We start from the raw sequence: 18,770 nt of genomic DNA, 5'->3' as shown, positions 1-18,770 counted from the left end.
ACGTAAGGAGCCAGGCGTCCATGCCAAAGGCATATTTCGGAAAAGTTTCTGCACTGGCAATCACCGGGCTGCTCACCCTGACGGCATGTTCGGCCGGAACTCCCCAGAGCGAACCAAGCGATGTTCCGGTCCCTTCTGCTGAAGAGTACCTGCCGCTGCTTGCGCAAACTCAGGACGATGACGACAAGCTTCCCGAGGGCTTCGAGGATACCGAATCCTACGACCCGCAAACCCGCCACTTGCTGGCCACCTCGGACTTCGGCCGGCATTATGTAGCCATCGGCAACGAAGGCCAACTGTGCATGGTGGCCATTCCCGAACCGGTGGAAGAGGGCGGCGACTACGAGATCGCCGGGACCACCTGCCCGACGATGGATTACGTGGTGCAGAACGGTGTCCCGCTCAAGGTCAACGGCGGCGAGGACAGCCTGGCAATCGTCACCTACCTGATGCCTGCCGGCATCAGCGACGAGACGGTTCAGAACGCCGTCTCCGAAATGCGCGCCTCGCACCCTGAGCTTGCCGCCGAGGATATCCAGGTAGTAGCCGAAAACGACTCCGTGCTGCTGGTGATGGAAGAATCAACCGCCGCGACGCTGGGACAAATCACCATCAACCGCCCCGAGGGCGACCCGCTGGTGCTGGCCAGCCTGACCTAGCCTTCGAGCACCGGGTCGGTTTCGAAGAGCGGGGCAATCAGGTAGCCGATGGCGGTGCCCAAGCCGATTTGCAGTGCCAGGGCGCCGGCGGTGGCCCACATGTTCGGGCCGATCTCGACCAGCCGGCCGATGGCCAGGGAACCGGAAGAGAGCCAGGAACCGGCAAGGCTCAGCAGCCCGGTCACGACCCCGGTGAAGACCGCCAAGCATGCGGTCGAGGCCCCCAGCGACAAGGCATTGAAGGGAATCCTGCGGGCAAACCAGTCTTCGAGGTGGTTCTCGCCCACGCGCAGGAAGTACCAGCCGGCCACGATGCCTGCGGCCACCGGGATCAGCAGGAACAGCCATTGGTGCGCCATGTCCCCGGAGGGCAGGGACGCGAGCATTGGAATCGACGGCAGCGGGCCCACCGTGGTTTCCAGGGTGGACAGGGTGCTGCCGGTGCCGATGCTGAACCCGCCGCCGCTGATCCACGACAAGACCCAGAACACCGCATTCGGGATGAAGGACAGCTGCACCAGGGTCAGCGCTGCCGAGCCGATCGGTCCCGGGCGCAGCTCCTGGGACACGTTGGCGACATCGGTCCAGTGCACACCGAGGTTGATGGTCAGCAGCAACCCGGAGATTCCCACGGCGGCCACATAGCCGAGGAATCCGGCGACGATCACATGCCAGACATAGGATCCGGCCCAGCGGCGATGCGGCGAGATCCTCTGGATATAGGCGGCCGTGTCAACACCGAACAGGCGGGCCCAGGAGCCGGCTTCGCGGCGCGCGCCGATAATCAGGCCCAGCAGGGCAATGATCAGCGGGATGAAGGCGGCGGCAAGGATATTGACCCGCGCATAGGAATTATTGGCAAGGAAACCGATGCCGGTGCCGATGGCCCCGTAGGCCAGGAAAGCGCCGGCCAGCCCCTGCCAGAGCTGGTCGGTGTAGGATGCGCGGGCGATGCGCCGCCCGGCTCGCAGGCAGAACAGGAAGGGCACCAGCGACAGCCCCAGGGGGATCAGCGTGAGCCATCCGGTCACCGCGCTGGGGTCCGCTTCGGGACCGAGATTCAGGATCTCCACCGGCACGCCATGGACGAGCAGCCAGATGAGGCCGCCGAACTGCAGGATCGCCTCGAAGGAGTCTTCCAGAAAGCCCCCGCTGAAATAGACGGCGACCAGCGGCAGCGTAATCAGGGCAAGGCAAAAGACCACGGATTGCAGTATCTCGAAGACCCCCTGCAACGCCAGGGGCATTGGCCAGCCGTTGCGCAGGCGCAACATCACTGCCTTCATGGGTTTCTTTTCGCGGCTCATCATCTTCAATGGTGCCACCATTGGCGCCGACCGGCCTCGATCGACGCGCAATGATGAGCTGAAGGGTTGCCTAGAACGCCCGGGCTAGTAGCTGTCCGGGGTGGCGCCCTGGGCTTCGGAGGAGAAGCTTGCGGCCAGCGCTTCGGTGGCGCGCGCCAGCAACGCCACATCGGCGCCCACGCCGACAAAGTCCGCGCCGGCAGCCATGTATTCGCGGGCGCTCTTCTGGTCGAAGGCGTTCACCCCGGCATACTTGCCCGCGGCCTTGGCCGTCTTGATGGACTTGTGCACCGCGGCGACCACATCCGGGTGGCTCTGCTGGCCGTTCACTCCCATGGAGGCGGCCAGGTCCGATGGGCCGATGAAGATGCCGTCGACACCTTCGGTGGCGACGATGTCCTCGACGTTGCGCACCGCTTCATCCGCTTCGATCTGCACCATGATGGTGATGGTCTCGTCGGCACGGGTCAGGTAGTCGGGGATGCGGTTCCAGCGGGCCGAGCGGGCCAGCGCGGAACCGACGCCGCGCACGCCCTTGGGCGGGTACTGGCAGGCGGCCACGGCAGCCGCGGCCTGCTCGGCGTCGTTGACCATCGGGATGATCAGCGACTGCACGCCCAGGTCCAGGAACTGCTTGATGGTCACCGGGTCGTTGACCGCAGGGCGGACCACTGGCACTACCGGATAGCTGCGCACCGCTTGCAGCTGGGCCAGGATGTTCTGCAGGTCGTTGGGCGAATGCTCGCCGTCGATGAACAGCCAGTCGAAGCCTGCGCCTGCGCAGATCTCGGCGACCAGCGGGGAGGCCGAGCAGACCCAGATGCCTGCCAGCGAGTGGTCGGCGTCCTTGAGCGCGTCCTTCAGCGACGGATCCGGCTCTACTCGAAATGGCATGTCACAGTTCCCAACGGTCCGTAATCGGCAAAGACGGTGTCCCCGGCGTTGACCCACATGGGGCGGGTGAAGGAACCGGCAAGGATGATTTCCCCGGCCTTGAGCTTGTCGCCGTGCGGGGCGATCTTGTTGGCCAGCCAGTACACGCCAGCGGCGGGGTGGTTCAGCACACCGGCTGCGACGCCGGTTTCCTCGACGGTCTGGTTCTTGAACAAGATGCCGGAGACCCAGCGCAGATCGATGCTTTCGGGCTTGACCGGGTTGCCGCCGATCACCATGGCGCCCATGGCCGCGTTGTCGCTGATGGTGTCCACAATCGTGCGGCCTTCCATCTCCACGCGGGCATCGAGGATTTCCAGAGCCGGGATGACGTATTCGGTAGCGTCGAGCACATCGAAGATGTTCGCCCGCGGGCCTTCGATATCCTTCTTGAGCTTGAACGCCAGTTCCATTTCCACGCGGGCGCCGGTGAAGTCTTCCCACTTCAGCTTGGCGCCGGAATCGTAGACCATGTCGTCGAAAATGATCCCGTAGTCAGGCTCGGTAATTCCGGTAGCCATCTGCATGGCGCGGGAGGTCAGGCCGATCTTGCGGCCTACCAGCACACGGCCGGCCGCTTCGGACCGCTGGCGCCACAGGTTCTGGACGCGGTAGGAATCCTCTACTGTCATTTCTGGGTAACGCGCGGTCAGGCGCGGCACGGGAGTCCGCGTCTCGCCGGCCTGGACCAGTTCATCGGCAATGGCCGTGATTGTTTCCTCGGATAGCATCGACGGCTAAACCTTTCACTACTCTTCAAACCTCGTTCAGCTGCCGCCATCTCGGAGAAATGACTTAGCTCACGGTTCTTGATCGTACCGAGGTTCCAGTTTGATGGCACATCGTACTAACATATTGCTTCGCTTTCACGGGGATTCGATACCCCAGCGAAACAAGAAGCATGGGGACGAAAAATGGCCCCGCTCCCAAGCACTCCGAATGGATGCAGGACAACGGGTCCATAATGATGGAGGCAGGCCGGCTCAGGAACCGGATTTGAGGTTCGCCAGCAGCGCCTCGAACGGCAATGAGGTGAGCTCGTCATCGGGATCGGCGAATTCACTGACCGACGGGGCGATGGAACGGGTGTCGCCCAAATCCGCGTCCGCGGATAGTTCGCCTTCGCTCAGCGACAGTGCCAGGGCGACTTCCCGCGCAACCCGGCGAGCGCGATCGGCCAGCGTGCCGGACAGTCCCTGCCCGCCGAAATCCTCGGAGGCCGCGAAGACCGTAGTCGGCATGATCTGCGCCCGGAGGTAGGAGAAGATCGGGCGCATGGCGTAGTCAATCGCGAGCTGGTGGCGCTGGGTTCCCGCGGTGGCGGCGAGCACGACCGGCTTTCCACTCAGCGATTTGGGGTCCAGGATATCGAGGAAGGACTTGAACAGGCCCGAGACCGAGGCGGTGAAGACCGGGGTCACTGCCACGAGCACGTCGGCGCCCACTACCGCGTCGATGACCTTCTGCAGGCCTGGGGCGGCGAAACCCGTGAGCATGTTGTTGGTGATCTCACCAGCATGCTCGCGCAGTTCGATATTGGCCACGTCGGCCTGCACGCCAGCGGCAGCCAGCTGGGTAGCGATGTTCTGTCCGATTTGCTGGCCCAGTAGAGAGGAGCTCGATGGGCTTCCCAGTCCACCGCTGATGACGACTACTGACTTGCTCACGGTTCCTGCCTTTCACGATTTACATGCGTATGCATGTATCAACTGCGCGGGCGCCCGAGGTATTCCCGCTTGCCTAAAACTTTTCAGCCCGTAGCGCGAGCTGCCTTTTTCAGTATTGTGACGATCGCAATGTTATTGATAACATCGGCCTATGAGCACCCCGCAGCCCCAGACCGAGAACCAGCGCGAAATCGAAGATGGCGTCCGCACCGACTTCAAGAACACGATGTCCTACGGCAGCTACCTCGATTTGGACCGCATCCTGTCCGCGCAGCATCCGGTCAGCGTTCCCGAGCACCACGATGAAATGCTCTTCATCATCCAGCACCAGACCAGCGAACTGTGGCTCAAGCTCATGCTCCACGAGCTCATCGAGGCTCGCCGACTGCTGGGCGTTGACGACTTCGGCAAGGCGCTGAAATGCCTGGCCCGGGTCAAGCACATCCAGAAGACCCTGACCGAGCAATGGTCGGTGCTGGCAACCCTGACGCCGCGCGAATATGCGCAGTTCCGCGATTTCCTCGGCTCATCTTCCGGCTTCCAGTCCTTCCAGTACCGTGCCGTCGAATTCATCCTGGGCAATAAGCATGAAGGCATGCTCAAGGTCCACGAGGCAGACCCCAAAGCCCACGAGCTGCTGTCCAAGCTGCTGCACGAGCCAAGCCTCTACGACGTCTTCCTGGCCGCCTTGGCCCGCCATGGCTACAGCATTCCCGAAGAAGTGCTGTCCCGCGACGTCACCAAGCCATGGGCGTTCCAGGAGGCGCTGGTTCCGGTCTTCAAGGACATCTACGAATCCGAGGACACCCGCTGGGGCTTCTACCAGGCCTGCGAGGACCTCGTGGATGTCGAGGACAACTTCCAGGCATGGCGCTTCCGCCACATGCGCGTCGTCCAGCGCACCATCGGCTTCAAGCGCGGCACCGGCGGTTCCTCGGGAGTCGATTTCCTCAAGCGCGCCCTGGATCTGACCTTCTTCCCGGAACTGTTCGCGGTGCGTACCGAAATTGGCAAGTAGCACCTCGCTCACCGCGCTCAGCCTCGATGATTTCGAAGCGCGAAGCGGTAGCGCGACATCAATTATCCGCACAATCACCGGCCTGTATATCAGGCATGAGAAAGCACCGGTGGCGCGAACCCGCATCGTCGAGCTGGCGCAGGCTGCCGGGGTTTCGGCTCCTGCGGCGCAGACCGCCATCTCCCGGTTGATCAACCGCGGAGTGCTGGAAGCCTCGCAGCCGTCCACCTTGGGCGTGCCGAGCGCGGCGCAGCAGATGTTCGAGCGCGGCACCCGGAGAATCTTCACGCCACGACAGATGTCGGACGCTGATCCCTGGTGCTTGGTGGCCTACTCGCTGCCGGAGAGCCTGCGCTCCGTGCGCCATCAGGTGCGCAAGCATTTCCTGCAGCTTGGCGGAGGCATGCTGGGATCCGGGTTATGGATTTTCCCCGAGTACCTGCGCGAGGAAGCCACGGCAGTGCTCATGGCCTTGGGCGCCAGGCAGCACGCAACGCTGTTCACTGCGCAGCAGCCTCACTTCCCCGGCACGCCGCAGCAGGCCGCCAGTGCATGGTGGGACCTTGAGCGCCTGGCCGCGCTGCATCAGGCATTCCTGGAGAACACCAATTCCCTCGATGCCAGTGACAGCACTCCATCCAGCGTCTATCGGGGATATGTGGCAATGGTCGATTCATGGCGCACGCTCCCCTACCTCGACCCCGGTTTGCCCGGATCCATGCTGCCCGCACATTGGCCTGGCACCGACAGCCGGGAACGCTTCCTGACGCTGTCCTCGGCATTCAAGGAACCGGCCCTGCACTTCGCCCGCTCGCTGCTGGCTTCCTAGCTCCAGGCTGGTTTGCTTTCTCCATACGGTGCCGGCGGATGGGGATAATCCATTGCTTGGCCTGCAAAGCTGAAGGGCGGTGGAACATATTCAAGCATCCCGTAAGAACTGTCCATCTGCCGCAGCTGCACGCCACTGCCGAAATCAGCAGGGTATTCGCGCTCTTCATCTAAGGCGAACAGGGCATGAGCCGTCCGAGCCAAGGAGAATCGCACCGCCCCGGTTCGTCCTTGGGCGCTGCGGGTTCCAGCCAGGGCAATGATTGCAGCAGCCAGCCCGTAGCCGGTGGCATGATCCAAGGCTTGCACCGGCAAAGCGCCGGGAGTCCTGCCGTCGCCGCTATAGGCTTGCGCAATGCCGGTGGCGGCTTGTACGACGCTGTCGAACCCGCGCCGCTGCGCCCAGGGCCCGGAAAAGCCCCACGCTCCCAGTTCAGCAATAATCAGCCGAGGATAGCGCTGGGCTAATTCATCCCGGCCAAGCCCCGCCGCGGCCAAGGCTCCGGGGCGATAGCCCAGGATGACGGCATCGGCATCCTGCAGCAGTTCATGGATCTTTGCCCGCCCCGCTGCGCTCTTCGCATCGAGCACCGTGCTGCGCTTGCCGAACCCGGTATCGACAAGTTGCCAAGGCAGTTCCGGAAGCCGCGGACCGTCCACGCGCAAGACCTGGGCACCGAAGGCCGCGAGGGTTCTGGTGGCGGTGGGTCCGGCGATCACCCGTGTGAGATCCAGGACTTTCAACCCTTGAAGGGGCAATCCCGCACGCGGATCATATTTCCAGAACGGTGCCGAAGCGAGCGGACGCATGCTGAACTGTGCCCAGTGCCCGTTGCCTGCCACCTTGCCCTCGGCGGAGCTGAGCCACTGCTGCCGGGATCGCACCCGCGCGGCAACACCGCCAGCCGCCACGATGCGCTCCTGGGCATCATGTGCTGGCAGGCCTGCCAGCACATCGATGATGCCGCTACCCGAGGACATCCCTAATGCAGATTTGAGCGCACTCTCATGATGAGGGTAATTCGCGTGCGCCCTGATCCAGCCATCGGCTGTCCGGTAGAAGCCCGAGTGCGGGGCAAAACCCTGCGTTTTCTCCCCTTCGATCCGCAGGTGGGCGGAGGACGCAAAAGCTGCCGCGATGTCCGCCGTCGCTGATGCCACCCGCAGTGGCGCAGTAGCAAGCGCATTGAGTGCAGAGCAGACCAACCCGACGGATCGTGCCGCGAGCTGCTCCACATCCAGAGGACCACCCCACCAGCCTAAGGGTCCGGAAACGGGCCAGTTGCCTGCTGTCTCAAGCAACTGATGCTCATGGAACCCAGAGCCCAGGACGTGCTCCATGGACGCGCGTTCTTCTTCGGAATGCAGCATGCTGCTCAGCCTATACCTGCAAGACCACCGTTCCGCTGCCGGCCGCTTCAATACAGAAAACCCGCAGCGCGTAGAAGTACGATGCGGGTTTTCGGAAGCTCAGAGAAATTAGTTCGCTGGAACGTTCAGGGTCTGTCCAACCATGATGTAGTCGGGGTTGGACAGCTGGTCGTCATTCAAGACGAACAGGCCACGCCAGTCCTTGACGCCAAGCTTGTCGGCAATCTTGGACAGGGTGTCGCCCGACTTGACGGTGTAGTCCTTGCCCGAGTCGGTCACATCAATGTTGAACACTGGTGCCTTCGGAGCTGGAGCAGCGTGCTTTGGAGCTGCCTGCTGCTTAGGAGCCTGCTTCTGGGTCGGTGCCGACTGCTGCTTCGGAGCTGCCTGCTGCTTTGGTGCGGCCTGCTGCTTAGGGGCTGCCTGCTGCTTCGGAGCCTGCTTCTGCGGAGTCGAGGAACCCGAAGGGGAACCGCTGATGCCCAGCTTTGCAGTACATGCTGGCCATGCGCCCCAGCCCTGCGTTGCCTGGACCTTGGTTGCAATGCGGATCTGCTCGGCCTTCGAAGCCTGGTGCGGCATGCCCGAGCCGCCGAACGCCTTCCAGGTGGACAGCGAGAACTGCAGGCCACCGTAGTAGCCGTTGCCGGTGTTGATCGACCAGTTTCCACCGGACTCGCACTGGGCCAGCTTGTCCCAGGTGCTTGCGGCGTTTGCTGGTGCGGTTGCGGCAACGATTGCGGTGCCGGCAACTGCAACGGCGGCCAGCGAGGCTCCACCGCGACGGATCAAGTTCTTAGTATTCTGCTGGATCATGATTCTCCAGTTGCTCTTCCCGCGCTCAGGTCTTCCTAGACCATCCTCGTGCACCGCTCAGCGTCGCATTTCGACTTTGATTAAATACTGCCCTGGCGAGCGGTTTGGAAGTCCCGGCAGTACCTGTTTCCCCATAACACTGCGAGTGTTATCGAAACGTTATAAAAGACCATAGCGCACCAACCCACCACCCCCGCAACTCAGGAAACGGTCAGAAACCCCGTAAATACAGGTCAACTGGTCAGAAAAAAATTTAAAATCTGGTCGCGAAATCGCTCCGAACCCCTGATCAAGCGACGAAAATGTTACTCGTATGGAGTGGATATTCATCAGGACACTGTGATATAGCTTGCAATCCACTCACGGGCGGTTTCCAGCACCCTTCAAGGCTGCATTTCCGCATCGACGAAGCTGCACACTCTGGATCCGCTACGCAGCATGCAAGGCATTCTGAACGAGGCAATTTCTCCCCGGCAGATCCCCTCGGCTCTCAACGCCCTCAAGATCTCAGCGTGCAATAGACACACCACGCAGTTCCAGCAACGTGTCAACTAAATTTCCCTTAGGTAATGTGATTCAAGAAGCCGGAACTGTAGGTTTGATTTCATCAGTCAGACAGGGGAACTCGATGCCACTGGGAAACAGCATGACGAAAGAACGGTTCAAGGAGTCCTTGAGCTGCTATCCCCGTGCCCTGCGGGAATTCTTCCGCAATGACGGGCTGGATATAGCGGCGTCTCTGTCCTACTTCATGGTCCTTGCCATGTTCCCCGGCCTCTTGGCCTTGATCTCGCTGCTGTCCTTGGCCGGTGCCAGCGAGAGCGGCACCAAATGGATCATGGAGCTGCTGGAACAAAGTCTCGCCCCGAACGGAGAATCGGCAAGCGGCGACTCTCAGCAGCTGCTCGACACAGCAGAACAGCTGCTCGCAGGTTTGGCATCCCAGGCCAGCGGAACATTCTGGGCAATCCTCGTCGGTTCACTCGGCGCCTTGTGGAGTACCTCTGGCTATGTCACGGCATTCAGCCGCGCATTGAACCGGCTTTACGGTGCACCGGAAGGCCGCCCGCAGTGGAAGCGCCGCCCGCAAATGTTCCTGATCACCGTGCTGATCATGCTCGTTGCCGTCGTAACCTTGGTGCTCCTGCTGACTTCGGGCTCCGTCGCCCGCGCAATCGGCAACATCATCGGCATGGGCGACAGCTTCGTGCTGATGCTGAATATCGCAAAGCCGCCATTGATGCTCATCATGTTGCTGCTGGTTCTGGCCTTGCTCTACTACTTCACCCCCAACGTCAAGCCGACGAAATTCCGCTGGTTCTCACCCGGCACCCTGACCGCTCTGGTAATCCTGGGGCTCTCGGTCTTCGGCTTCGGCATCTACGTTTCGCAGTTCGCCAGCTACTCCGCTACCTATGGAACCATTGGAGGCGTGATCATCCTGGTCCTTGCTTGCTGGATCAGCAATATCGCCTTGCTCCTCGGGGCCTTGGTGGATATCGAATTCATCCGCCTCCGCCAGCTGCGTACCGGCATGCCGGCCGTTGATGATGTGCTGCTTCCGCTGCGCGATGACACTTTGATAGCGAAGCAGGAACTGGCCTCGTACAAGGACCTGGTCCAGGCTCAGGAGATCCGGATCAAGCACGGTGGCGACCCGCTGGAGGATATGGAAGCGGATCCTTCAACGAGTCCGAAACGCAAGATGAAGCTGCTGCCCATGGGGCTGGTTGCCGCGGCCGCCTGGACCGCTGGCCGAATGAAAACCAAACGCGATGTGCGCCGGGACTCAGAACAGTCCCGATAAGCTCAACAGCGCCCACCAGAGGCCGCCGGATCCCAGAATCGCGATCGCCAATAACCATAAGGAAGGAAAGGTTCGCGTCGCCGCAGCGATCAAGTACGCATCGGACTGGGCAATATCCTTGCGCCTCCACAGGTGCACCGCAAAAAGCTTCACGAAGTCCTTCAAGCCCGCCAGCAGCAGGAACCCGGCAATCAGCAATGCCAGATACAGGTAGGCATCGACCGGCGCAAAGAAGACCACTCCCAATGCCACTGCTGCGCTGATCGTGCACACGACAAAGGCCGGCCAATTGCGGACGAAGACCAGCGCCAGCAGGAACAGCAACGCATAAATTCCTAGGGCCCCCCCGGCATAGCCCGCAGATATCCCCCACAGCATCAACGCTGAAACCCAAATGGGTGCGGGGTACCCGAAGATCCCGGAAATGATGACGGAGAACTTGCCCCGGCCGATGCTGCGCACTTCCCCGGAATGGTCCCAGCCCAACCGCAAGCCAGCCACGTACCTGCCGGTGAACAAGGCCGCTACGATATGGCCGAGCTCATGGATCAGCGTGGAGTACAGCCCGGTGATACGCCATACCGGACGCGGTACTACCAAGACCAGGATCAGGAACGCCAGGATCAGCCACTGCCACTGGTTCAAGGCCACGTCCACCGGCTGCGCGAGCCGGGCCCAAGCCTGGGCAATATCTAGATTCATTCCTGCTCCTTCGTGGCATCCAACATGACTCATTCTTGCAAGCCCGGCCTGCTACCTGCTGTCCGGCGAGCGCATTTCCCGGCTTTCTGGGAAACATCACAGGTGGCAGGAATAGTCTGCATAGCGAAACACTTTGCTATATCCCTTGGAGGAGTCTCATGTCCCGCATCGCTTCAACTGCCTTGGCCACCACCGGTTTGCTGGGCGGCTACGCTACCGGCCGCGCCACGAAGAAGCGTCCGCTGGCCGCGGTAGTGCTCGGTGCCGCCGGCGTTGGCGCGTTCCTGCTGTGGAAGAAGGACGCCGGAACCGGCAAGGCGGTGGCTCTGGCCAGCGCGTACCTCAGCGGCTTCGGTGCGTCCCATCCGCTGGCCAAGAAAATCGGCGCGTGGCCAGCAGTGAACACGGTGACTGCCGGCGTGGCCCTGCTCTCGCTGGTGCTCGGCGGTTCCAAGAAAAAGGCGGAGGAGCTCTCCTAAGCGGGAACAGTGAATCTGTCGGCGTCTGGTGCTACGTTGACTAGGTAAGAATCGAGTCAGCGAAAGGCCCAGGCCCCGTGTTCTTCCTGGATGATCAGTTCATCTTCTCAGCGAGCGACCTGTCGGTCTGTGTTGACTGCAATTACCAGTCCCTGTACCTGCTGGATGTGAAGCTCGGCCTGCGTCCCAAGCCGGATATGGCACGGGACGAGATGCTCGAACGCACGGCGGTGCTTGGCGACGCCCATGAGCAGAACGTGCTCAAGGAGCTGATCGCGACCTACGGCGATTACGACCCGCAGACAGGTACCGGCGTCAGGCAGTTCGCCGACCGTCCGCAGATGACCCCAGCCGGCCTGCGGGCAGCCCACGAAGCGACCATGGATGTGCTTCGCACCGGTGCCGATGTCATTTTCCAGGCCACCTTCTTCGACGGGGCTTTCCTCGGTTTTGCCGACTTCCTGGTCCGCCAGCCCGACGGCACCTGGGCCGTCTGGGATACCAAGCTCGCCCGCCATGCCCGGGTCAGCGCGCTGCTCCAGATCGCGGCCTACGCCGACCAGATGCTGGCCGAAAACATCCCGGTCTCCACCTCGGCAACGCTGGTGCTCGGCGACGGGACCCATTCGGTGCACCGCGTTGACGAAGTGATTCCGGTCTTCCGGGCCCAACGCGAACGCTTCCTGGCGATGGTGCAGAAGCACCGTGCGAAGAACCAGCCGGTTGAGTGGAATTCCGATGAACTGCGCCTGTGCGGCCGGTGCGACTACTGCGAAGAACAGGCCCAGGCATCACGCGACCTGCTGCTGGTGGCCGGGATGTCCATGGTGCAGCGTGAGAAGCTGCGCGCCCGAGGCATTACGACCATCGACCAGCTCGCCGCGCTGGAGGCTGAACCGGGCACCGCCCTGCAGCGCGTCACCGAGCAGGCCAAGATGCAGCTGGGCTTGGCCACCGCGGATGGCGGCGCCCACGGCGTCTCCTACCGGGTGAAGAATGCCGGCCCGATTTCTTCCTTGCCGCGTCCCGACCAGGGCGACATCTTCTTCGATTTCGAGGGCGACCCGCTCTACCAGGACCCGTCCGATGGCTCCTGGGGCCTGGAATATCTTTTCGGCGTAGTCGAATACGACACCGGCGCGCCGGTGTTCAGGCCGTTCTGGGCGCATGACCGAGCCGAGGAACGCCAGGCGTTCCTGGACTTCATCGCCTACGTCGAGGAACGCCGCCAGCGCTACCCGCAGATGAAGATCTACCACTATGCGCCCTATGAGAAGACTGCGCTGCGCAAGCTCTCCCAGGTGCACATCGCCGGCGAGGACGAAGTCGACCAGTGGCTGCGCGAGAACCTGCTGGTGGATCTCTACGAAACCGTGCGCAATGCCCTGGTGGTATCCACCCGCTCCTACTCCATCAAGAAGCTTGAACCGCTCTACATGGGCGAGCACCTGCGATCCGGCGATGTCACCGATGCCGGAGCGTCGGTGGTCGCCTACGCCCAGTACATGCTGGCACGCGATGCGCAGGACGAGAAGAGCGCTGAAGCCATCCTGGCCTCCATTGCCGACTACAACGAATACGACTGCCTGTCCACGCTGCGCCTGCGCGATTGGCTGCTCACGCTCATCGACCAGGCGCCCGGCACGCTTCAGGACACGCCCGAGCCTCCCGCGGCCGGCGACGCATACGAGCCCACCCCCGAAGAGCTGCGGCTGCAGGACTACCTGGCGCAGCTGCCCCACGGCCAGGCACTGAGCGATGATGACCGAGCGATCGCCATGGTCGCCGCCGCGACCGGGTACAACCGCCGTGAGAAGAAGCAGTTCTGGTGGGAGCACTTCGACCGCCTGTCCGCGCCGATGGATGACTGGAGCGATGTCCGCGGGGTTTTCATTGTGAATACCGCCGAAGTGCTCGAGGACTGGCATAAGGCCACCGAGCGGGCGCGCACCTACACTCGCGTGACGAAATTGCAGGGAACGCTGGCCGAAGGCTCGCTGCTCTCCCCCGGCTCCTCGGTGTTCGCCATGTTCGAGGCCCCGTTGCCCGAGGGCATGGAAGTTGACGGCTCCGTGCGCGGAGGAGCATTCAACGCCACGGTGGTCGAGCTCGGAGAAGGCTGGATCACCATTGCGGAGAAATCCAGCGGCAAGATTCCTGCCTACGGTGCGCTTCCCTGCGCACTGGCTCCCGACAAGCCGTTGGCGACCGTGAGCATCGATGCGGCGCTCACGGAGATCGCCCAGCAAGTTGGCGCCACCGTGCCGGTGCTCCCGCAACGGCCGGGAATCGACATCCTGCGGCGCATTCCGCCACGCCTAAAGACCCTGACCGTGCCGGTTGAACCGGAGCTTGTCGACGGCCAGTCCCAGGTCTATCCTGCCGTGGTGCAGACGCTGAAGGACCTGGACAATTCCTATCTTGCGGTGCAGGGCCCTCCGGGCACGGGCAAGACCTTCGTCGCTTCGCATGTGATCCGTGAACTCATCGACTACGGATGGAAGATCGGGGTGGTGGCCCAGTCCCATGCGGTGGTTGAGAACGTGCTGCGCAAGGCTGTGGAAGCCGGGGTGGATCCCGAGGTGGTAGCCAAGGAAGTCAAGCACAAGGATCCGGTACCTTGGACCGGCACGTCCAAGGAATCCGTGGCCGAGATGCTGGATGCACCCGGCGGCGCGCTCATAGGCGGCACCGCCTGGACGCTGACCGGCTCGAAGGTTCCGGCCGAGAGCCTGGACTTGCTGGTGATCGACGAGGCCGGCCAGTTCTCCTTGGCCAATACGCTGGCCGTCTCCCGCGCTGCCCGCAATTTGCTGCTGCTCGGAGATCCGCAGCAGCTGCCGCAGGTCACCCAGGGCACCCATCCGCAGCCTGTGGATGAATCGGCGCTGGGATGGCTTTCCGGTGGCGAACCGGTGCTGCCCGCCGAGTTGGGCTACTTCCTTGCGGCGTCATGGCGGATGCACCCGGCATTGTGCGCTAAGGTGTCGGCGTTGAGCTACGACCACCAGCTGTTCTCGGCGGACGCCGCCGGGCTGCGGGTGCTGGAAGGCACCGAAGCCGGGGTCGAAACGGTCTTCGTTGAGCACCGGGGCAATACCGTCAGCAGCGTGGAAGAAGCGGAGGCCATTGTCCGCCTGGTGCGCGAGCATCTGGGCATGCTGTGGAGCCCGGGCCCCGGCAAGCCGGCCCGCCCGCTGGCCGCCGCCGATATCCTGGTGGTGGCCGCCTACAACGCGCAGGTGAATCTGGTGCGCGAGGTACTGGAAGCCGAGGGCCTGCCGGATGTCAGGGTGGGCACGGTGGACAAGTTCCAAGGCCAGGAAGCCCCGGTGGTGCTGGTGACCATGGCCTGTTCCAGCGCCGCCGATGCCTCGCGTGGCATCGAGTTCCTGCTTAACCGCAATCGCATCAATGTGGCCATTTCCCGCGGCCAGTGGAAGGCGGTCATCGTGCGCAGCGAACGGCTCACCGATTACCTGCCGTCCAACCCGTCGACGCTCTCCCAGCTCGGTGCGTTCATGGCCTTGTAGCCTGGGGGCGGATTGGTCCGCTCACTTGCGGGCCGGATCGATCACGTCCTGAACATCGAAGAAGCTCTCCAGAACTGGCCGGTCGCCGCGTTCTTCCTTGGCGAACTGCAACCCGTCCACGTTGATGCGCATCTGCCGCTGGTATTCATCTCCTTGCTGCATCCATGCGCGGATGGTTCCGTCAACGCCGTAGAAGTAGTCGAAGCCCTGGTCCTTGAAGAACTCGTAGCGGGCCCCGGAGTAGCGTTGGGTCCGGGCAATATCCGATCCGAATGGATAGATGAAGTGATCGGTCTTTCCCACGATCGGTTCCACCTCGTCCTTCCACAGCTTCATGTCGCGCTTGAGCCGGCCCATGCTGTCGGTCCCGGTGGCAATGTGCCCCCATGAATGCGATGCGAACACCCAACCGCTGTCCTTCATTGCCTCGGCGATCTTCGTGGCCATCTTCTGGTCGGCTTCCAGCGTCTTGCTTTCGGGGTACTGGCTGGCCGAGGTTCGGTAGCCGAAAGCGCCGTTGTATCCGGTCATCGCGACCAGGCCGCGGGCATTGCGGTAGCTGAAGTCGGGATGCTCGGCGATGAAGTCATCGATCATGGTGGTGACGTCGTATGCGCCAACGTGCGTTTCGCCTTCCGCATCTACGTATTCGTTGCGGACCTTGCCGTCCTCATCCAGCACCAGCTTGCTGGCGAAGCCATCGCCTTCCATGTATTCGTAATAGCTCAGGTCGTCAACGGACAGCACCAATGGCTTCTTATCCTTGGGCAGCATGATGTCCCGGTACTTCATCTGTCCCTGCTTATCGGGCGAAGCAAAGTCCTCCGGGTTGACCAGCATATAGTCGCGCTCATGCAGCTCGTTGAGAATGGCCGCGAATTCATTCTGGGTCACCATGTAGTTGGCGTAGCCCTGTGAGCTGTTTCCCTCGTCAAAAGCCCGGTCCGGATCGACTATCAGCGAGTGGAAGAACAGGTGCGGTATCTGCTCCGGCTGGTCCCACGCCGAAACTTGGTTCTTCTCATCTTCCAGGCCGCCAACCATCTGGTTCAGCTCTTCGGCGCTGTCCTCCTTGGCGAGCTTGATCGCCGCGTCATAGTCGTATCCGTCAGCCAGCCGGTTGATCTCGGCCTTGACGCTGTCCACGCGTGCTTTTTCCTGCTCGGCCTTTTCGATGGCAGCGGGATCCGTGGACGGTGCTGAGGGTGGTTGCGCCGTGCTGCACCCGGCAAGGCCCAGCACCAGCCCGAGCGAAATCACAATGCGTAGGTTTTTCATTGGCTGCGACCTCCATGACCTCCACCGCACCTGCAGCGCCGGAAGAAAACTAGTTGTCATCTGCTAATTTCGAGCCTACCCAGATAGGGCTGGGGGCAAAACCCTTTGGCGATGAATTATCGAACTCAAACGGTGCCTATCATCCAGCTTTTAGGGAGCTCACATTTTGGAAGGAGTCCAATGATTTAGAATTGATTGGTTAGGCATTTCAAAGATCAAGGAAGTACATGCAGCCCTCGCACCGCGCGAATAGTTTGTGGCTTCAGTCCCAGCAGTTCAAAAGCTCGGCAGCGTATCGGCTTCTGACCGCCCAGCCGTGGGCTGTGGCGTTCATCCGTGCAGAGTTCACCGCAGATCGTTCCCGTATCGCATTGGAGCTTTTCCATGCCTCGCTGGATTCCTTCCTGAAGCAGGCACGCAAAAGCGATGACCAGATCCCTGCGTCCTATTCGGCCCAGGATTTCGCCGAGACCTGGGTCAAGCAGGGAATCCTGGCCCGTCCGCTGATTGACGGGCGCTTCGTCTATGAACCCAGTGCGCAGACCTTGCGCACCCTGCGCTTCTTGGCGGATTTCTCCACCGACGATTCGCATTTGAACTCCTCGCGCCTGAACACCCTGCTTTCTTCCCTGGAGTCGCTGGCCCACGAAACGGATCCGGATCCCGAAGCGCGTATCCGTGCCCTCGAATCCCAGATCGCGTTGCGCCAAGCCCAAATCGACCAGCTGCGCAGCGGGGACGATCCGGCGGTGCTCTCCCGCACGACCGCGTTGTCGGCCACCCGTTCGGTGCTCGATCTGGCCTCCAGCCTGCCAGCGGATTTCCGGCGCATGCGCGATGGCGTCCAGGACATGCTCCACTCGCTGCGCGAAGGCATTCTGGATGCATCCACTGCCAAGGGCGTCGCCGTGGGCCAGGTGCTGGAAGCCGACCGCCAATTGCGTTCCACCGCCGAAGGCGAAACCTTCAGCGGATTCACCGAGTTCTTGAATTCCCCCGAAGCGCAGCAGCGTTTCCGCGCGGCATTGGCCGAGGTCCTGGAACGCGACTTCGTCGATGATCTGGAAACGCCCGAACGCCAGATCCTCACCAACCTGTTGCGCGAACTGCGCCGCCAGGCGGCTGAAGTCCATGCCTCCTACGGCAAGCTCTCCGAATCCCTGCACGCGTTCGTCCAGTCCGAGGACTACAAGCAGGCCGAGCTGCTGCGCCAGGCAGTGCGCGAAGCCGAACTGGCGATCAGCAAGTCCACGAGCCTGAAGCCGCGCAGCGGCCTGGCTCCCATGGAGCTGTTCGCCCCGCAGTTCGTCACCCTTGCCGGGCTTGGAATCTACGACCCCTCCGAGCATGTGGCTCCGCCGCCGCTGGCCCAGGCGCCGGAATTCAGCGAAGCCGACATTGTGCGCAACCCGTCGACACCCCAGGCCGACGTGCAGTTGCTGCGTGAATCCATCACCCGGCAGCTAGGCCAATCAGGTTCCGGTTCGGTTCGGATCGATAACGTCTTTGAATCATTGGATGCCGAGCAGCGGCACCTGAATACGATTCGCGCCCTAGTGGAAATCGGGCGCACCAATGGCGAGCCACTGAACGAGAGCGACCTGCTCAGCATTGAATTCCAGCAACTCGATGGTTCTCAGCGAACCGCTATCCTGCCCGCGTTGAGCTTTACGAAGGAGCCGCTATGACCACGAGCGATTCATACGCCGCACCGATCACCGACCCGCTGTTCGACGGCGATACCGGGAAGTTCTCGCTGCCGCTGCGCCAACTGCTGGTCCGGTTGCTGCGCGGCCCCTATCTGGACGGATCCACCGATCCTTCGGCGTGGCAGCTGCTGCTGGACCAGCAGCAGGGCATCAGCGATTACTTCTCCGAGATTTTCCTGGCCTTGCGGCTGGACATGGATCGCAAGATCGCCATGCTGGCCCCGGTCCAGATAGAACAGGTCCACACCTCCCCGATCGCTCCGCGCCGTCCGCTGAAGCGCGATGAAACCCTGCTGGCCCTGCGCCTGCGGCTGCTGCTGGAGCAGCATTCGGGCAGCGGCAGCGATGCGGTGATTTCACGGGCAGGCATGCACGAGATCCTGGCTGAGCACCGCCAGGCATCGGACCGTGATGACAAGCGTTTTGCCGAATCCTGCGATGCCGCTATCACCCGCCTGCAATCCTTGCGCCTGCTCACCGGCACCGAGCTGGAGAACGAGTTCCGCATTTCCCCGGCGCTGGCGATGGCCTTGCCCATCACCAATATCCAGGACATCCCGCGCTACATTGCGGCCATCGACGCCAATGACCCGGCGTTCAGCCTGGGCGCAGATGACACTGATGACCTCGCAGAGCAGACCCCCGAGTTGGTGCAGGAGTAAC

The 18,770-nt window shown here is 62.2% G+C and carries 16 protein-coding genes; 8 read left to right on the top strand and 8 right to left on the bottom strand.

Going from position 1 to position 18,770, the window contains the following annotated elements; all coding sequences use genetic code 11:
• The first annotated feature begins 20 nt into the window (after window positions 1-20).
• Window positions 21-659, top strand: coding sequence for a hypothetical protein (locus tag ACLQ8T_RS02960; protein ID WP_413455636.1), 639 nt, complete (start codon window positions 21-23; stop codon window positions 657-659).
• On the opposite strand, the gene ACLQ8T_RS02955 is transcribed toward ACLQ8T_RS02960, so the two are convergent.
• The 4 genes from ACLQ8T_RS02955 to ACLQ8T_RS02940 all read right to left on the bottom strand — a co-directional run bounded on the left by ACLQ8T_RS02955 (window position 656) and on the right by ACLQ8T_RS02940 (window position 4,566).
• Window positions 656-1,945, bottom strand: a complete 1,290-nt coding sequence (locus ACLQ8T_RS02955) for a DUF6350 family protein (RefSeq protein WP_413455635.1) — start codon at window positions 1,943-1,945, stop codon at window positions 656-658. The genes ACLQ8T_RS02960 and ACLQ8T_RS02955 overlap by 4 nt on opposite strands.
• Window positions 1,946-2,050: 105 nt before the next feature.
• Complete coding sequence (locus tag ACLQ8T_RS02950; protein WP_413455634.1) at window positions 2,051-2,860, bottom strand: aldolase/citrate lyase family protein; 810 nt, start codon at window positions 2,858-2,860, stop codon at window positions 2,051-2,053.
• The gene (hpaH, locus tag ACLQ8T_RS02945) at window positions 2,845-3,630 is read right to left on the bottom strand and encodes a 2-oxo-hept-4-ene-1,7-dioate hydratase (RefSeq protein ID WP_038989991.1); all 786 of its coding nucleotides are present in this window, start codon (window positions 3,628-3,630) and stop codon (window positions 2,845-2,847) included. The genes ACLQ8T_RS02950 and hpaH overlap by 16 nt, the downstream gene beginning before the upstream one ends.
• Window positions 3,631-3,882: 252 nt before the next feature.
• Complete coding sequence (locus ACLQ8T_RS02940) at window positions 3,883-4,566, bottom strand: CE1759 family FMN reductase (RefSeq protein ID WP_204720680.1); 684 nt, start codon at window positions 4,564-4,566, stop codon at window positions 3,883-3,885.
• Window positions 4,567-4,717: 151 nt separating this feature from the next.
• Here ACLQ8T_RS02940 and kynA point away from each other — a divergent pair, with 151 nt between their 5' ends.
• Together kynA and ACLQ8T_RS02930 are read left to right on the top strand one after the other, a co-directional pair.
• A complete protein-coding gene (gene kynA / locus ACLQ8T_RS02935) occupies window positions 4,718-5,584 on the top strand; it encodes a tryptophan 2,3-dioxygenase (RefSeq protein ID WP_128471450.1) in 867 nt (288 codons plus the stop codon).
• On the top strand, window positions 5,574-6,413 hold the full coding sequence (locus ACLQ8T_RS02930; protein ID WP_413455633.1) for a PaaX family transcriptional regulator C-terminal domain-containing protein: 840 nt from the start codon (window positions 5,574-5,576) through the stop codon (window positions 6,411-6,413). The genes kynA and ACLQ8T_RS02930 overlap by 11 nt, the downstream gene beginning before the upstream one ends.
• Here ACLQ8T_RS02930 and ACLQ8T_RS02925 read toward each other — a convergent pair.
• Window positions 6,410-7,783 (bottom strand): CoA transferase, encoded by a 1,374-nt coding sequence (locus ACLQ8T_RS02925; protein WP_413455632.1) that lies wholly within the window; start codon window positions 7,781-7,783, stop codon window positions 6,410-6,412. The two genes, ACLQ8T_RS02930 and ACLQ8T_RS02925, sit on opposite strands and share 4 nt — an antisense overlap.
• A 108-nt stretch (window positions 7,784-7,891) precedes the next feature.
• Entirely contained in the window at window positions 7,892-8,599 is a 708-nt protein-coding gene (locus tag ACLQ8T_RS02920; protein WP_413455631.1) for a transglycosylase family protein, read from the bottom strand.
• 646 nt (window positions 8,600-9,245) lie between these two features.
• Here ACLQ8T_RS02920 and ACLQ8T_RS02915 point away from each other — a divergent pair.
• Complete coding sequence (locus tag ACLQ8T_RS02915; RefSeq protein ID WP_204720674.1) at window positions 9,246-10,406, top strand: YihY/virulence factor BrkB family protein; 1,161 nt, start codon at window positions 9,246-9,248, stop codon at window positions 10,404-10,406.
• Here ACLQ8T_RS02915 and ACLQ8T_RS02910 read toward each other — a convergent pair.
• Entirely contained in the window at window positions 10,389-11,108 is a 720-nt protein-coding gene (locus tag ACLQ8T_RS02910; RefSeq protein ID WP_413455630.1) for a M50 family metallopeptidase, read from the bottom strand. The genes ACLQ8T_RS02915 and ACLQ8T_RS02910 overlap by 18 nt on opposite strands.
• Window positions 11,109-11,266: 158 nt before the next feature.
• Between ACLQ8T_RS02910 and ACLQ8T_RS02905 the strand changes: the two genes are divergently transcribed.
• Window positions 11,267-11,587 carry a hypothetical protein gene (locus ACLQ8T_RS02905; RefSeq protein WP_413455629.1) on the top strand — a complete coding sequence of 107 codons (321 nt, stop codon included), beginning with the start codon at window positions 11,267-11,269 and terminating at the stop codon, window positions 11,585-11,587.
• 77 nt (window positions 11,588-11,664) lie between these two features.
• Entirely contained in the window at window positions 11,665-15,120 is a 3,456-nt protein-coding gene (locus ACLQ8T_RS02900; RefSeq protein WP_413455628.1) for a TM0106 family RecB-like putative nuclease, read from the top strand.
• A 21-nt stretch (window positions 15,121-15,141) separates the two neighbouring features.
• Here the strand turns inward: ACLQ8T_RS02900 and ACLQ8T_RS02895 are convergent, their stop codons facing one another.
• Window positions 15,142-16,398 carry a polysaccharide deacetylase family protein gene (locus ACLQ8T_RS02895; RefSeq protein ID WP_413455627.1) on the bottom strand — a complete coding sequence of 419 codons (1,257 nt, stop codon included), beginning with the start codon at window positions 16,396-16,398 and terminating at the stop codon, window positions 15,142-15,144.
• A 227-nt stretch (window positions 16,399-16,625) separates the two neighbouring features.
• Here ACLQ8T_RS02895 and ACLQ8T_RS02890 point away from each other — a divergent pair, with 227 nt between their 5' ends.
• Both ACLQ8T_RS02890 and ACLQ8T_RS02885 read left to right on the top strand, forming a co-directional pair.
• On the top strand, window positions 16,626-18,086 hold the full coding sequence (locus tag ACLQ8T_RS02890) for a DUF3375 domain-containing protein (protein ID WP_413455626.1): 1,461 nt from the start codon (window positions 16,626-16,628) through the stop codon (window positions 18,084-18,086).
• Window positions 18,083-18,769 carry a DUF4194 domain-containing protein gene (locus ACLQ8T_RS02885; protein ID WP_204720662.1) on the top strand — a complete coding sequence of 229 codons (687 nt, stop codon included), beginning with the start codon at window positions 18,083-18,085 and terminating at the stop codon, window positions 18,767-18,769. The genes ACLQ8T_RS02890 and ACLQ8T_RS02885 overlap by 4 nt, the downstream gene beginning before the upstream one ends.
• Window position 18,770 lies beyond the last annotated feature (1 nt).

Source organism: Glutamicibacter sp. FR1, assembly GCF_047300825.1.
Taxonomy (GTDB): Bacteria; Actinomycetota; Actinomycetes; order Actinomycetales; family Micrococcaceae; genus Glutamicibacter; species Glutamicibacter nicotianae.
The sequence above is the reverse complement of the archived record's forward strand: the minus strand, read 5'-3'. Positions and strand labels throughout refer to the sequence as shown.

What these genes read in the sequence shown, in the direction of transcription:
- ACLQ8T_RS02960 (WP_413455636.1), top strand. Translation starts at nt 21, where the DNA reads ATGCCAAAGGCATATTTCGGAAAAGTTTCTGCACTGGCAATCACCGGG.
- ACLQ8T_RS02955 (WP_413455635.1), bottom strand. Translation starts at nt 1,945, where the DNA reads ATGAAGGCAGTGATGTTGCGCCTGCGCAACGGCTGGCCAATGCCCCTG.
- ACLQ8T_RS02950 (WP_413455634.1), bottom strand. Translation starts at nt 2,860, where the DNA reads ATGCCATTTCGAGTAGAGCCGGATCCGTCGCTGAAGGACGCGCTCAAG.
- hpaH (WP_038989991.1), bottom strand. Translation starts at nt 3,630, where the DNA reads ATGCTATCCGAGGAAACAATCACGGCCATTGCCGATGAACTGGTCCAG.
- kynA (WP_128471450.1), top strand. Translation starts at nt 4,718, where the DNA reads ATGAGCACCCCGCAGCCCCAGACCGAGAACCAGCGCGAAATCGAAGAT.
- ACLQ8T_RS02925 (WP_413455632.1), bottom strand. Translation starts at nt 7,783, where the DNA reads ATGCTGCATTCCGAAGAAGAACGCGCGTCCATGGAGCACGTCCTGGGC.
- ACLQ8T_RS02920 (WP_413455631.1), bottom strand. Translation starts at nt 8,599, where the DNA reads ATGATCCAGCAGAATACTAAGAACTTGATCCGTCGCGGTGGAGCCTCG.
- ACLQ8T_RS02915 (WP_204720674.1), top strand. Translation starts at nt 9,246, where the DNA reads ATGACGAAAGAACGGTTCAAGGAGTCCTTGAGCTGCTATCCCCGTGCC.
- ACLQ8T_RS02910 (WP_413455630.1), bottom strand. Translation starts at nt 11,108, where the DNA reads ATGAATCTAGATATTGCCCAGGCTTGGGCCCGGCTCGCGCAGCCGGTG.
- ACLQ8T_RS02905 (WP_413455629.1), top strand. Translation starts at nt 11,267, where the DNA reads ATGTCCCGCATCGCTTCAACTGCCTTGGCCACCACCGGTTTGCTGGGC.
- ACLQ8T_RS02895 (WP_413455627.1), bottom strand. Translation starts at nt 16,398, where the DNA reads ATGAAAAACCTACGCATTGTGATTTCGCTCGGGCTGGTGCTGGGCCTT.
- ACLQ8T_RS02890 (WP_413455626.1), top strand. Translation starts at nt 16,626, where the DNA reads ATGCAGCCCTCGCACCGCGCGAATAGTTTGTGGCTTCAGTCCCAGCAG.
- ACLQ8T_RS02885 (WP_204720662.1), top strand. Translation starts at nt 18,083, where the DNA reads ATGACCACGAGCGATTCATACGCCGCACCGATCACCGACCCGCTGTTC.